Genomic DNA, 13798 nt, shown 5'->3' on the forward strand with positions numbered 1-13798 from the left:
CCACCCGCTCTCCGCTCCCTCAACCTTCATTGCCAACCCTCGATGGCTCCCCGATTCCTCCCCCTGCCGCCTTCCTTTCATCTCCATCTCGGGCGGCACGCATGCTACGACAGTAGGTAGCCCAGCGCCCCGGAAGAGGCGCGCTGACCTGGGGATATGTGGTTGTCGACGGTTGTTGACGGAGGCGGTTCCGATGCACGGCGGGATGAAGGTCTACCGCGGCGCCGCCAAGGCTGCACGCAACTACGTCGAGGCCGACCGGTCGCGGGCCGACGACTACTACCTCGCCGAGGGCAGCGGCCTCGCCATGCGGTTCGTCGCCCGCCGTGACGGTGCGACGGACTCCGTGCGGCTCGAACGCCGAGCAGACCTGGATGGCGAGTCCTACGAGACGTGGGTCGCCGGGTACGACGTCGAGACGAACGAGCCGAAGGGGCGACTGCGCAAGGACGACCAGGCGGTGCGGTTCGTCGAGGTCACCGTCAACGGACCGAAGACCTGGTCGCTCGCCGCCGCGCTGCACGACGACATTGCGCAGGCGTACGACGCGGCCCAGATGGCGGCGGCCGAGGAGATCATCGGCTGGCTCGCCGCACATGCGACCACCCGGATCGGCCCGCGTGGTCGGCAAGTGCAGGTCCCGGTCGAGGAGCTCGAGGCGACCGTCGTGCGCCACTTCACCTCGCGTGCCGGCGACCCGCATCGGCACCTGCACCTCCAGATCAACGCCCGGGTCTTTGCCCAAGGCGCCTGGCGCGGCATCCACACCGTCGGCGTACGCGACAGCCTCGAGGCGATCAACGGCATCGGCCATGCGGCCGTGATGACCAACCCGGAGTTCCGGGCCGCCCTCGCGGAGCACGGGTACACCCTCGACCCCGAGACCGGTGAGGTCACCCAGCTGTCCGGGTACGCCGGAGCCTTCAGCGCACGGTCACGACAGATCGAAGCGAACATCGACCAGTATGAGGCGCAGTGGCGACGCGACCACCCGGACCACGAGCCCGGACCCACCCTCCGGCAGACCTGGGACCGCCGAGCCTGGGCCGACGCCCGGCCCGACAAGGTCGTCCCGATCTCCGGGACCGATCTGCGCAACCGCTGGGTCGAGGAGCTCATCGAGCTCGGCTTCCGGCTACCCGCGCGTGAGACCAACCCCAGCCACAGCCAGGGCCGGACAGAGATCGGGGCCCTGGAGCGCGATGCCCTGGCCCAGCGCGCCGTCGACCGGATCGGCGCCCACCACTCCGCCTGGAACGCAGCCGACATCCGCGGCGAGGTCGAGAAACTCATCACCTCGGCCGACGTCGTCGCCCCCGGCGCCGTACGCCGTGAACTCGCCGAGGACCTGACCGCACGCGCGATCCAGATATGCGTCCCGCTGGTGCACCGCGACGACGTGCCGGAGCACATTCGCGCCTTGAGCTCAGCGGACGTGCTCGCCGTCGAGTACGACCTGGTCGCGCATATCATCCGCGCCGGCGAGCGGGAGAAGGTCACCGTCGTCGAAGGTGCCGCCGGCGCCGGGAAGACCCGGCGGCTCGCCGCCACCCGCGCCCAGGTCGAGGCGCGCGGCGGGCGGATGATCGTGGTGACCCCGACCCGCAAGGCCGCCCAGGTCGCCGCGGACGAGGTCGGCACCCAGACGCGCGCCGTCGCGAAGCTGCTCCACGAGCACGGTTACCGGTGGGACGACGACGGCCACTGGCGCCGGACCGCGCCTTCGCCCTCCGCTCCCCGGCTCGACAGCCGCACCCTGCTCGTCGTCGACGAGGCCGGCATGCTCGACCAGGACAGCGCCCGCGTCCTGCTCTCCCTCACCGCCGCGGGCGGTGCGCACGTCCTGCTGATCGGCGACCGGCACCAGCTACCCGCCGTCGGCCGCGGGGGCGTCCTCGACCTGGCCGCCCGCTACACCCCCGACCGACACACCGAACTGAGCGGCGTCCACCGCTTCACCGACCCCGCCTACGCCGACCTGTCGCTCCAGATGCGCTCCGGGACCAAGCCCGGCGACGTCTTCGACGACCTGCTGCGCCGTGGCGAGATCGTCATCCACGCCAGTGACGTCGAACGTCAGGACCTGCTCGCGGTGAAGGCGTCCTTCGGTCACCTCGTCATCGCCGACACCCGCGAGCAGGTCGCCCGCGTCAACCACACCGCCCACCGTCTGCGGGTGGTCACCGGCCAGGTTGCCGACGCCGTCCTCACCGCCGCGGGAGAACAGATCGGCGTCGGCGACACCATCGCGACCCGTCACAACGATGCCCAGGTCGGCGTCGCCAACCGTGAGATGTGGACCGTGGTCGACGCGTCCACGGCGGGGCTGCAGGTGACCGGTGAGAACGGTCACCGCCTGCTCCCACCGGCCTATGTGCGCGAGCACGTCGAGCTCGCCTATGCGACCACCGCCTACGGCGCCCAAGGCTCGACCGTCGCCGCCAGTCACGTCCTCGTCGGGGAGCACACCGGCGCCGCATCGGCGTACGTCGCGATGACCCGCGGCCGCGAGCACAACGTCGCCCATCTCGTCGCCGAGTCCGTCGAGGATGCCCGCAGGCAATGGTGTGAGGTGTTCGATCGCGATCGTGCCGACCTCGGACCATCGCACGCCGCGGGGTTGGCCGCCGAGGCGATCGACCGGTACGGCCCCACCAAGCCTCGGTACGCGCGCCGTTCGGCTTCGCCTGCCGCACGACGCCCAGCTCCCGGCGATCCCGTGTATCGACCACCGGCGCCATCACGCATGTCGCAGTCTCCCGGTCTCGGGTTGTGACCGAGCCAGGGGGCGCGCTACAGGCGACGGAGTCGCGCGGCCACCTCATTCCTGTCGCCGAAGGGATCGACGGCGATCCGAACGACGCACTCTGTTCCCTCCGGGGTCAGGGCCACCTCGTCGCCGTCGTATCCCGCACCCGCCCATCGTCGGGCGAACGCGACTGCAGCGTTCCAGGTGGCAGGAGCGGAAGGGTGCCTGGTGTTCGGAAGCTCCGCGACGAGGCGCTCGACGATCGCCGCGACCGACGTGGACACGTCCACCAGTGATCGGTCATCCTCCCGCGCAGGAACTCGCGGGTCGAACCTCGTGCGCACGAAGCGAGCTCTCGGTCTCCTCGCTCTTCGTGGCCGCTTCGGCTGCGGCTCGTACCCGCGAATCCACGCCTTCGCCGTGAAGTCAGCACGCTCCCCGGACAGGAGCCTCAGCGGATCAGGGTTAGTGGGCTGCTTCGCGATCACGATCGCCCACCTCCACGCTTTCCGGACCGGCTCGGGGAGGTCGAGTTCGTCCCACAAATCAACGAGCAGCGGGCCGTCGACCCACCGGATCATCTGCTGCGGCAGCCCACATCGGACCAGCTGCTCGTAGACGCCCTTGCGCTGCTCACGGTCCCGCATATCCCACTGCTTCATCGAGCCGTCGTTGATGAGGTCCGGAATGTCGAGGGTTGCGAAGCAATCGGGCATGTCGACGTTCCAGAGCAGGTTCGGCACCCAGAACGGGTCCACCCCGGGCACCCGATGCTCGACCCAGTCGATGTGGAGACAGAGATTCAGGTTGCACCCCGCCGCTTCGACGATCCGCGAAGCCACCTTGAGGCTCGGGGACTTCAGACCTCGTTCGTACGCCGACAACGCCGCCTGCGACGTACCGGCCTTCGCGGCGAGCTCCGCCTGCGTGAGACCCCGGTGCCGTCGGGCGATTTCGAGCAGATATGCCCGCTCCATCTGTCGACGGTATACCCGATCGGACCTATTCGGGCCCCTGGCTGGGGCGACCCACACACCTACCTGTCGCCTCGCGCGGTCCTCGCGGGAGTGTGCCCACAGGAGGAACCATGAACAACGTGCAAGACCTGCGCTTCCACGAGCGCCACGACGACGAGCTGCTCACCCTCGACGACGTGGCCGCCATCCTGATGACCCCGGTCAACACCGTCCGCTGGTGGCGCCAGATCGGCACCGGGCCGGAGTTCTTCAAGATCGGCCGCCGCCTCTACACGACCGTCGGCGACCTGCGCCGCTTCATCCGCTCACAGCGACTCGCCTCGAACGGCGTCCTGCCCAAGCCGAAGGCGGTGTGAGCGCGATGCACTGGCCGCCGGATGCGGCAGCAGACACAGACCCACGGCACGTCTTCCTCGACGCCCACGACGTGATGGCGCGCTACGGCTGGGGCAAGACCCGGGGCTACCAGCACCTCAAGGACCGCACCTTGGTGCCGGCGCCTGTCATGACGCACCCCGACCGCTGGCGCCTCGACCAGCTGCTGGCGTACGAGGAGAAGCGGATCGCGCTCGCGGAGGCTGCGCTCGAGGCTCTCCTCGCGCCGCAGCGCGCCACGGCGGACATCAGCGACTTGCTCCCCCAACCCAAGCGACGACCGCGATCGGCATGAGGCGCGACCAATTCGCCATCGTATGAGCTACTCAACTAGCAGGCGCAGCCACCTCACTCCGGGCGGGTCAGCACGTCCAGGAACTCGTGGTTGACGAAGAGGAGCTCTCTTCCGACCTTGACGTCGCTGAGCAGGCCGGCGGAGACCAACGCGTGCAGCCACGACGAAGCGGTCTGCCGCGAGACTTCGCATCGCCCGGCGACGGCGCTGATGCGGCAGTAGGGTTGCTCGAAGAGCACGTCGAGGAACTGTGCGTCGCGCCCGCCCGGGGTGGCCGCACGTGCTCTCTCGGCGATGTCATCCTGACAGGCGCGGATGGACCCGACCTTCCTGATTGTGGAGGTCGCAGACTCGCGGACGACATCGAGCATGTAGAGGATCCACTCGATCCACGCGCCTTCAGCGGTCACCGCGCGCAACAGCCGGTAGTAGTCGTTCTTCCGAGCGATGATCGCGCGCGAGAGATAAAGGATCGGGTCGTCGAGCAGTCCTGCTTCGATAAGCATCAGGATGTTGATGACACGGCCCGTGCGACCGTTGCCGTCGTGGAACGGGTGGATCGCCTCGAACTGATAGTGGGCGACCGCCATCCTGACCAGCGGATCAAGGTCGTCTTCTGCATGGATGAAGCGCTCCCAGGCCGAGAGTTTCTCCCGGATGACGCCAGCGCCTTCCGGCGGCGCATAGACGATCTCGCGCGTTGTCGGGTTCGCGATCCGCGTGCCCGGGACAGCACGCACGTCCATCTCGCGGCCGTGCAACTCCGAGCAGATCCTGGACGCAGTCGTCGCCGTGAGCGGCCGGTTCCTGATCGAGTCCACGCCGGCGAAGAGCGCGCTCCGATAGCGAAGTGCTTCCTTAGTCGCATGATCGCCACCGCCAGACTCGACGTGCTTGAAGAGCTCGTCTGCTGTCGTGACGATGTTCTCGATCTCGGAGCTCGCCTGCGCCTCGAGCAGCGGGACGGCGTGGATGAGGATGTTGGGGTTCGGCAGCAGCCGGGCCGCCTGAGCAAGCGTCGCCAGCGCCGTGCGGGCCTCGACCGTCGCCTTGAGAACGACCTTGGGCTCAAGATCGAAGCCCTCCGGCGGCAGCGGCGGCAGAGCGTTGAAGGGAACCTCGGGGCTCCAGCTCACGTGTTAGCTCCTTCAACGCATCCGAAAGACGTGTTAGGTATTTTGGAGAAACCTAACACGTCGCCGAGATCTGTTAAGTCTGTCGACACGAGCGCCGGCCGTGGCTGGCAAGCGTCACAGTCGGGCGGCGTACGTCGAGTGCAACCACGTCCTGCGTCGAGCTACTGCAATCTACTGAAACAATTTGCCGCTAGATCTTTCCAGTAGCTGCCACCAGAAGCGCGCCCACTCTCTGAGAGACTGCCCGCATGGTTGCGGTTCCGACGACCGGTTTGGCTGACGACGTCCTCCCACTGATCCGGAGCCGGGGCGACCTGTACCGCTGGAGCGCGGCGAATGCTCACGGCTACGACATGCACCAGGCGATCGACATCCTGGAGCAGGACACGGTCGCCGGACCGGCGGAGCGCTATGCGGTCACGCACAAGGCATTGACGAGCGCGATCAAGGTCATCGCGCGCGCGGACGACTCCAGCGGGATCATCGGCGACGCATGCCGCCGACTGCTCGACCTCCATCCGCGCATAGCAGCCGCGGCTCAGATCAAGCCGTCGAAGCTGATCGACTGGATGATCAAGTTCCAGTTCGACGACAGCGACGTCGACTACTTCGAGCTCGACATCGCGGCGTATGCCCCAGCCCTGGGCGCCGAAGGTGTCTCCGCCTACCGCAACCGCCTCGCCGAGATCGAAGCGAGCCTCGGCCCGCGCCCGAGCCGCGAGGACCGCTGGCAGTCGAGCAATTCGCACGCCTGGTTCACCCTCGACTGGAACGCCAAGCGCCTCGCCGTCCTCGACCGCGATATCGACGCCATCATCCGCACCCACGTCCGCGATCGGAAGGTCGCCGCGTGGTTCACCGACACTGCTGAGGCGTTCGAGGAGATCGGCGAGTACGCCCTTGCCATCGACTGGGCCCGTCAGGCCACTGAGTTCGGCCTCGGGCACCAGTCCGTCACCGCGTCGCGCTACTGGATCAAGCTGCTCGAGACGCATCGGCCGGCCGACGTACGGGCCGCGCGACTCTTCCTCTTCCGGCGATGGCCGAACTCATCGACGGCAACGGAGCTCCATCGCGCCGCAGGAGACGACTGGCCCATATACCGCGACGAGGCGATGGCCGCGCTCTCGCGCCAGCCGTATGACGCCGTGACGTTCATCCTCCGCGCCCTCGGCGACGCCCGAGCCGCGTGGCAACTCGCCCATGACCTCTGCCTCGACGACGACCATGGATGGGCGGCGCTCGTCGAGGAGTACGAGAAGATCGACCGGCTCGCCGTCCTACCGGTCCACGAGCGCCTCGTCCGCAACACGCTGACGAACACCGGCGCGGAGCACTACCGCCGTGCAGCCGTCCGCCTGGCCCGGATGCGCACGCTGGCAGCGGACACGACCGAGGCTGCGAACGTCGATGAACTGATCACGGAACTACGAGAGGAGCACAAGCGCCGACCTCGGCTGCAGCAGGAGTTCACCCGGGTCGGACTACCCTGAGCATGCCCCAATCCGCTGCCACCGGCCGCTACATTGCGACCTCGCCGGACGTTCGGGGAGGCCCGAAATGGCGCAATTCCGGCGTGCCACTGGTTTGCGTGAACGTAAAAAACTGATGCACGAGGTGATACACGAGGGCCCGGAAACAGTGTCCTCCGGCGGCATTAGTTGAAACTGAACGGACCGGCAAATGCCCTCTGACCTGCGGTTTCGTCAAAGTCCGTCAACGACCAAAAATCGCTCGGGGTCTTGGCACCAGTGACACGCTGCGGATCCGACGCTCAACAGGACGGGAATGCCGTTCGCTTCATTGCGTTGCCGCCGCCCCCTGAACATGCAGGTTGGAGATTCGCGAGTCGCTGAGCTTCCGGGCCTTGCCCCGATCGTGCGACGGCCCGGCCCCCTGGGCGGGGACGTGACCGTTGGACTGCCGCGCCTCCGCCGGTCGCGAGAAATGGGTTGGTGGCCTACCCCTGACAAGGAGTAGGCCACCAACCGGTGCGCCTTGTGCTTAGTAGCTAAGAGGCGACGAAGTTGTCACTTCTTCACGGGCAGGACAGCCCGGACCGATACCGGATATCCCTGCCCAGCACGGGGCTTCAACGTCACCGTCAACGGGTACTTGCCTGCCTTCTTCGGGGTCACGACACTCACCGAACGGGCTGCGGTCTTGTGTGCCTTCACCTTGCTGACGTTCCAGCAAGCGGAGCGGCCATGAATGTGCAGCCCCTTCGCGGGAACGATCCGGAAGCCCTTAGCGACCTGCACGCACGCCGACACATTCGTGGCCGTGATGACCCCTAGGTTCGAAGCAGCGACACGGTAGGTGACCTTGTGGTCCGCCTCGAACGTTGATGCCTTCTTCGACGGTCGAGCTGCCAGCGAGAACACTGTCTTCTTCGGCACGGCAACCTGCAGCGTGCGCGAGGTCAGTACCGACTTAGCGCCCGTAAGTGCGTCCACCCCGTTCAGGGCTGCGGGCACAGACAGGGTCTTGCCTGCCAACGACGCAGGCAGGGAGAACCGCAGGACGACAGACAACTGCGTCCCGGCGGCATACGAGCCGAAGTTGCACGTGACCTTGCCGGAAGCGACGGGGCAAGCCATCGTCCGGGTCGTGCGGACCGGTGTTGCCGACACAGCTGCGGCAGCAGCGGAAGACCTACTCGTGGACGCACGGCCGGCCGAGGCAACCGGGAGCGCGCTCGTGGCGGCGGTGATGGTCGCAGTCGGCGCACCCAGGCTCCCCGCCATGGTCAAGGAGACCGAGGATGTCGACGACAGGGTGGCTGCGAGAGTGGTGCTCGCCGTGCCGACGGGCTGGGACGTGGCGATGGTCGCAGGCTGCATCGGGAAGTTCATCGTCGTGGACGCGACCGGGGTGGTCTGGTAGCGCCCCGTATCGGCGGGCGTGAACACGCCCGAGAACGCCAAGCTGAACGTCGTGGCTCCGGTCATCCCAATCTTCGCCCCTGGAATGGCCACCTGCGACGGGAGCATGTTGGGGCTCACCCGGAACGGCGCCCCTAGCGGTTGCGTGCCCTGGAACAGCTGAACCTGGCCGCTGACAGACTCCTCATGCGGGCCCAACGCGACCACGCCCACCATCACGCTGGCGCCATCACTGCTCACCTTCCCGCCAGTGAACCGCACCGTCACCGGCAGCTGTGTAGTCGTCGTGATCGTCCGCTCCCACGTACCCAACGAGCCGTCACTCGTGCTCAACACCAGGCGTACTGAATGGGCGGCCTGCAACGCGGCGTACGGATCGGGAACGGTCGGCGTGCCGACGAGGGACCAGTCCTTCCCCACGTACTGGGACGAGGGCCACGGGTCGGAAGCCGAGAGGCCCAACGGGACTCCGTCTGCGAAGACATTCAGGTGGACAGCGCTGCTGGGAACGCCGGACGCGTGCGACCACGAACCCAAGAACACCATCCGGCTCCCGCCCCCGGCGGGCAGAACGTACTGCTCACCGTCCGCGAACGACCAACCCACACCCATCCCACTGAAGGCAACCAGCAGCTTCGGCGTCTCCACCGCAATGACCGGCTGAGTCAGCTGAACCGGAGCCGACTCAGACGCCGAGAACTCCGTGTCGTAGATGTTCAGGCCGTCGTACGGCGAGTAGTTCGCGGCCAGGAACAGCGACGCGTCCTTGTTCAAGAACGGGAGGAGCGCCCGCGTGACCGTCACGTTGATAGACGCATCCCCCGATGCGTCGACTGCCGCATCGCCCAGGTAGACGTCACTCGGGGTCAGGCTCGGATCCACGTAGGTGTCGGCTCCCCACAGCTGCTCCGCCGTGTCGGCTGCGTCGAAGGAGACTCGACCCTGAGGGACCGTGCCGCCATCGGCGCCAACGTGGGCAGTCAACGTGACCGACTGGCCGGCCACCAGGGTGCCGGGGCTGGACAGCGTCGTCTGCGTCAAGGCGGGGGCCGTGGCAGCAGATGCTGCGCCGCCAGTCGAGAGAGCGCCAAGTGTGAGCGCGGCGGCAGCGACACTGGCAAGGACGCGCCACGATAGGCGGGGAGAAGACAGCACAGAGAACTCCGAACGTCAGCAGGGAAACCAAGCAACCCCTTAGGTCGGCCCGGAAGGTCCCTTCATGAGCGGACCTACCACACCGTGTTGTCGAAACCGTCAGGTTGCGCCCAGCCGGCTCGTCCCGGCTCGTTCGGTCTCGTTGCACGGAGTGTCATGACACATCGTCCTGCCTGGAGCGTGCCTAAGTGCCTGGTACGAGGTCAGGACGAGCGACAGCACCGCGGCACTGACGATCGTCGTGAACCGCGTTCGGTCGGGACGGCGGTCAGCGCCGGCGGCGCAGCGCTCGGATCCGTCAGCGAGTCGGTGGTGGAGGCGAGCCAGGTGGCGCGTACGTCGGATGCCCCGCCGCGCCCGACCCCGGCGCGCCCGACCCGGGCCCACCCGCACCCGGCGGCAAGGGCGCGGGAGCGTAGACGCGCGCCGCGGCGGCTCGTTCGTCTCGCTCGATCAGCCGGCCGAGCCACTCGAGAGCCGTGTGCACTGCCCAGGCCCCGAAGGCGTAGACGAGCATCGCGAACAGGACCGACGTGTCGAGCACGGCACCGACGTTCTGATTGCCGCTCAGGCCCAGGTCGATCGGGGTGAACATGCCCCGGAACGGCTCCATCGCGCGGTCCAGCGAGCGATAGACCCAGGCGACGAACGACGCATCCGGGTTGGCGCCGAAGAGCAGCAGCACGAACCCGAGCGTCAGGACCACCTCGGTGATCAGGAGATAGGCGTAGACGAGCCACACCAGGGCCCGGATCCCGAGCAGCACGACATGACGCTGCGGATGTGGACGGGCGGGCGGGACCGGTGGCCCGGCAGGCGGAGGGGCGGTGGGCATGGCCATGATCAGACGTCACCAGCCCGAAGCGCCGCTGACCTCGCCCGAAGCGGGTGGTCTGGGACACCGGCCGGCGACGTGCGCCGTCACTCCGGGCAGCCGTCGAGCACCTTCGCGATCGCATCGTGCTCGGCCCGCGTCACCCACAGCCCGTAGGCCCGCTTCACCGCGACCTGACGTGCGACGTACGCACACCGGAAGGGCTTGTACGGCGGCAGCCAGGTGGCGGCGTCGCCATCGCGCTTGGACTCGTTCAGCGGGCCGCTGACGGCGAGCAGCTCGCGCGGGTCGTTGGCGAACGCGCGCCGTTGCTCCGGGGTCCACCGCTGCGCACCCTTCTGCCAGGCGTCGCCGAGCGCGACCACGTGGTCGATCTGGACGGCGGTGCTGGTGCCGACGCCGCGAACGAAGTCGATCATGGTGGCACCGTAGGGGTCACGCAGGGTGCCGGCGAGGACCACGCAGCCGTGGGTGCCGGCCTTCAGCACCACATCGGTCAGGTCGCGGCGCAGCACGTCGTTGCGGGTGTCGCAGCCGTTGTGTCCCCACTGGTCGCCGGTGTCGTCGCTCCACGCCGGCCCGAACGCGTCCCTGTCGTAGCCGGTCATCGGGGCCCTGCCCTTGATCGGCAGCGCGGCCAGGTCGGCGCGGGCCGTGGATGTGTCGACCGCGACATCGATCGGCGCCGTCCCTGACCGCGCGGAGGCGACGTCGCCCGGCCGCACGGTGCTCGACGGCACCGTCGCGCAGCCGCCGAGGAGGGCGAGCGGCAGGACGCACATGAGGAGCAGGGCGAGCCGGGTCATGGGCGAAGCCTGCCAGCGAGCACCGACAGTCTCAGCCGCCGGCCCGGCCCCCGCCCAGCCCCGGGCCAGGAGCGGCCCACGAGCGACTCAGCCGGCGGCGTCCGAGGGCGACGTGGTGCCCAACGCGGCCGGGCTGCCCGACGGCGTCGGCGAGAGCGTCGCCTTCGGCGGCGACGAGGTCGTCACGGGACTCGGTGTCGGCGAGGTCACCGGGGCCGACGTCTTGGGCGCCGACGAGCTCTGCTGCGGCTGCGAGGAGTGCGTCTGCGTCGGCGTCGCGGACGCAGAGGCCTGATGGGTCGGCTCCGCCGTCCGCGTCGGCGAGGGTGAGGGTGAGGACGTCGGGGTGGGTGAGGGCTTCACGGTCTGCGCCGGGACCACCACGACGGGCCCGGTGGTCGTGGTCTGGTCGGGACGCACGAACAGGTAGAGCACCAGCACCGCCAAGAAGGCGCCCATGAGAGCCCAGGTCGAGCGCCGCGGCAGGTGCGCGCGCAGGAAGTCGAGGAAGGTCATGCGGTCCCCGTCGGCTCACCGGTGCTGATCTCGGCCTGCAGGATGATGCCCTCGGCACGCAGCGTGCGGGTGATCAGCACGCGCAGCGCGCGACCGACCTCGAACTGCTTGCCCGGCAGCGTCCGCGCCACCACCCGCACCTGGAACTGGTCCACCTCGATCGACTCGACCCCCATCACCGAGGGCGTGTCGAGCAGCAGCGCGTGCAGCTCCGGGTCGGCGAACGCGGCCTCGCCCGCCTTGCGCAGCACGGCCAGGACCCGGTTGACGTCCATCGTCACCGACACAGGTACGTCGATGACAGCCCGCGCCCAGTCGCGCGACAGGTTGGTGACCTGGGCGATCTGCCCGTTGGGCGTGATCACGACCTCGCCGGTGGTGGTCCGCACCGTGGTGGTGCGCAGGCTGACGCTCTCGACCGTGCCGAGCACGGGCACACCGAGGCCGACCACCGAGATCCGGACCAGGTCGCCGAAACCGTACTGCCGCTCGGCGACCAGGAAGAACCCGGCGAGCAGGTCCGCGACGACCTTCTGGGCGCCGAAGCCGAGCGCCACGCCGGCGACGCTGGCGATCGGGATGAAGGCGGCCAGCGCGATGCCGAGCTTCTGCACCGCGAGCAGCCCGGCCACGATGTAGACCAGCACCACCAGCACCCAGGTGATCACCTGGTTGAGCGCCCGGCGGTGCTTGTCGTCCTCGGAGCGCACCAGCGAGGTCTGGGCGGCACGGCGGGCCTCGGCGCGCTCGGTGACTGCCTCGCTGGCCCAGCGCACGAATCGGGCGAGCAGAACCGCGCCGATCCCGAGCAGCACGATCTCGAGGCCATTTCCTCGCGACCACGTGCCGAAGTCACGGATCGGCGACAGCGTCGCCAGCACCTCGATCACAACGTCACCCTAGTGGCTGGTGGGTGGACCTCAGACGTGCTTGTGCGGGGCGTCCGACTCGTCGTACACGCCCTCCTCGCTGGCCTTCTTGACCTTCTTCAGCTGACGGCTGAAGCTCCAGCCCAGGACGCCGACGGCCGCGAGGAGCAACAGGAAGACGGCGAACGCCGTCCACCCGGCCTTCACGTTGTTGTCGGTCGGGACCGGGTCGGTCGCCAGGGTGAGGAGCAGGGGAAGCATGTCTCCAGTGTGTCACTCGATGCTGACGCCGCGAAACGGTCACCCCCTCGACACCGTCTCGACCGCTGGAGGGACAGCCACCGGGTGCCGGCCACCGGTGCCGGCCGACGTTCAGGCGCGGGCGAGCAGCTCCAGCCCGTCGGCGGCAGCGCTGCCGGGCTCCGCGGAGTAGATCACCATCCTCAGGCTGCTCTCCGGCAGCCGCATGACCTCGTAGGTGAGGTCCAGCCGCCCCACCAGCGGGTGGCGGAAGTGCTTGGTCCCGAAGCCGCAGTCGGCGACCGGGTGCTCGGCCCACAGCTCGGCGAACTCGTCGCTGCGCTGGGTCAACTCGCCGACCAGCCTGCTCAGCCGCGGATCGTCGGGATGCAGTCCCGAGGAGTAGCGCAGGAAGCCGACCATCGTCCGCATCACCTCGGCAGGGTCGACGTACAGCTCGGGACCGTCGGGTTCGAGGAACAGCATCCGCGCCAGGTTCGGCCGGTCAGCGGTCTCCGGCCGCTCATAGGGCTGGGTGTGCCCGAACAGCAGGTGACCCAGCTGGTTCCAGGCGGCGACGTCGTTGGTGTGGTCGATGATCAGAGCGGGCGCAGGCACCGTGTGGAGGACCGTCAGCGCGCTGGCCCGCGGGCACACGCAGCCCGCAACGGCCGAGCCGCTGGCCGGTCGCGCCAGCCTGCGCAGGTGGTCCCGCTCGCCGTCGGAGAGCCGCAGGGCGCGGGCGAGCGCGTCGAGCACCGCATCGGAGGCGTTGTGGTGGTCGGACTGCTCCAGCCGCGTGTAGTACGTCGGGCTCACCCCGGCGAGCTGGGCCAGCTCCTCACGGCGTAGCCCGGGGACGCGCCGAGCGCCGTACGACACGAGGCCGGCCTGCTCGGGACTGATGGCGGCACGGCGGTTGCGCAGGAACTCCCCCAGCTCGGTGACCATGGACCCATC

The 13798-nt window shown here is 68.6% G+C and carries 13 protein-coding genes; 4 read left to right on the forward strand and 9 right to left on the reverse strand.

Annotated elements, in window-relative coordinates; all coding sequences use genetic code 11:
- Nucleotides 1–193 precede the first annotated feature (193 nt).
- Entirely contained in the window at nucleotides 194–2776 is a 2583-nt protein-coding gene (gene mobF, locus H036_RS23485; RefSeq protein ID WP_017936135.1) for a MobF family relaxase, read from the forward strand.
- 17 nt (nucleotides 2777–2793) lie between these two features.
- Here mobF and H036_RS24600 read toward each other — a convergent pair whose 3' ends face one another.
- Nucleotides 2794–3726, reverse strand: a complete 933-nt coding sequence (locus H036_RS24600; RefSeq protein ID WP_017936136.1) for a helix-turn-helix domain-containing protein — start codon at nucleotides 3724–3726, stop codon at nucleotides 2794–2796.
- A 110-nt stretch (nucleotides 3727–3836) separates the two neighbouring features.
- Here H036_RS24600 and H036_RS0117655 point away from each other — a divergent pair, with 110 nt between their 5' ends.
- Together H036_RS0117655 and H036_RS0117660 are read left to right on the forward strand one after the other, a co-directional pair.
- On the forward strand, nucleotides 3837–4082 hold the full coding sequence (locus tag H036_RS0117655; RefSeq protein ID WP_017936137.1) for a helix-turn-helix domain-containing protein: 246 nt from the start codon (nucleotides 3837–3839) through the stop codon (nucleotides 4080–4082).
- A 5-nt stretch (nucleotides 4083–4087) separates the two neighbouring features.
- Nucleotides 4088–4396, forward strand: coding sequence for a hypothetical protein (locus H036_RS0117660; protein WP_232421906.1), 309 nt, complete (start codon nucleotides 4088–4090; stop codon nucleotides 4394–4396).
- 53 nt (nucleotides 4397–4449) lie between these two features.
- On the opposite strand, the gene H036_RS0117665 is transcribed toward H036_RS0117660, so the two are convergent.
- On the reverse strand, nucleotides 4450–5532 hold the full coding sequence (locus tag H036_RS0117665; protein ID WP_017936139.1) for a Fic family protein: 1083 nt from the start codon (nucleotides 5530–5532) through the stop codon (nucleotides 4450–4452).
- 248 nt (nucleotides 5533–5780) lie between these two features.
- Between H036_RS0117665 and H036_RS0117670 the strand changes: the two genes are divergently transcribed.
- The gene (locus H036_RS0117670; protein ID WP_017936140.1) at nucleotides 5781–7025 is read left to right on the forward strand and encodes a DUF6880 family protein; all 1245 of its coding nucleotides are present in this window, start codon (nucleotides 5781–5783) and stop codon (nucleotides 7023–7025) included.
- A gap of 537 nt (nucleotides 7026–7562) precedes the next feature.
- On the opposite strand, the gene H036_RS0117675 is transcribed toward H036_RS0117670, so the two are convergent.
- The 7 genes from H036_RS0117675 to H036_RS0117705 form a co-directional block, all read right to left on the reverse strand.
- A complete protein-coding gene (locus H036_RS0117675; protein WP_157417587.1) occupies nucleotides 7563–9572 on the reverse strand; it encodes a hypothetical protein in 2010 nt (669 codons plus the stop codon).
- A gap of 298 nt (nucleotides 9573–9870) precedes the next feature.
- Entirely contained in the window at nucleotides 9871–10338 is a 468-nt protein-coding gene (locus tag H036_RS0117680) for a YggT family protein (RefSeq protein WP_017936142.1), read from the reverse strand.
- 155 nt (nucleotides 10339–10493) lie between these two features.
- Nucleotides 10494–11213 carry an HNH endonuclease family protein gene (locus H036_RS0117685; RefSeq protein ID WP_017936143.1) on the reverse strand — a complete coding sequence of 240 codons (720 nt, stop codon included), beginning with the start codon at nucleotides 11211–11213 and terminating at the stop codon, nucleotides 10494–10496.
- A gap of 87 nt (nucleotides 11214–11300) precedes the next feature.
- Nucleotides 11301–11729 carry a hypothetical protein gene (locus H036_RS23495; protein ID WP_017936144.1) on the reverse strand — a complete coding sequence of 143 codons (429 nt, stop codon included), beginning with the start codon at nucleotides 11727–11729 and terminating at the stop codon, nucleotides 11301–11303.
- The gene (locus tag H036_RS0117695; protein WP_017936145.1) at nucleotides 11726–12619 is read right to left on the reverse strand and encodes a mechanosensitive ion channel family protein; all 894 of its coding nucleotides are present in this window, start codon (nucleotides 12617–12619) and stop codon (nucleotides 11726–11728) included. The genes H036_RS23495 and H036_RS0117695 overlap by 4 nt, the downstream gene beginning before the upstream one ends.
- A 30-nt stretch (nucleotides 12620–12649) precedes the next feature.
- Entirely contained in the window at nucleotides 12650–12859 is a 210-nt protein-coding gene (locus H036_RS0117700; protein WP_017936146.1) for a hypothetical protein, read from the reverse strand.
- 111 nt (nucleotides 12860–12970) lie between these two features.
- The gene (locus tag H036_RS0117705) at nucleotides 12971–13789 is read right to left on the reverse strand and encodes a helix-turn-helix transcriptional regulator (protein ID WP_017936147.1); all 819 of its coding nucleotides are present in this window, start codon (nucleotides 13787–13789) and stop codon (nucleotides 12971–12973) included.
- Nucleotides 13790–13798: the final 9 nt, after the last annotated feature.

The sequence above is a fragment of the Nocardioides sp. Iso805N genome, from assembly GCF_000364605.1.
Classification (GTDB): domain Bacteria; phylum Actinomycetota; class Actinomycetes; order Propionibacteriales; family Nocardioidaceae; genus Nocardioides.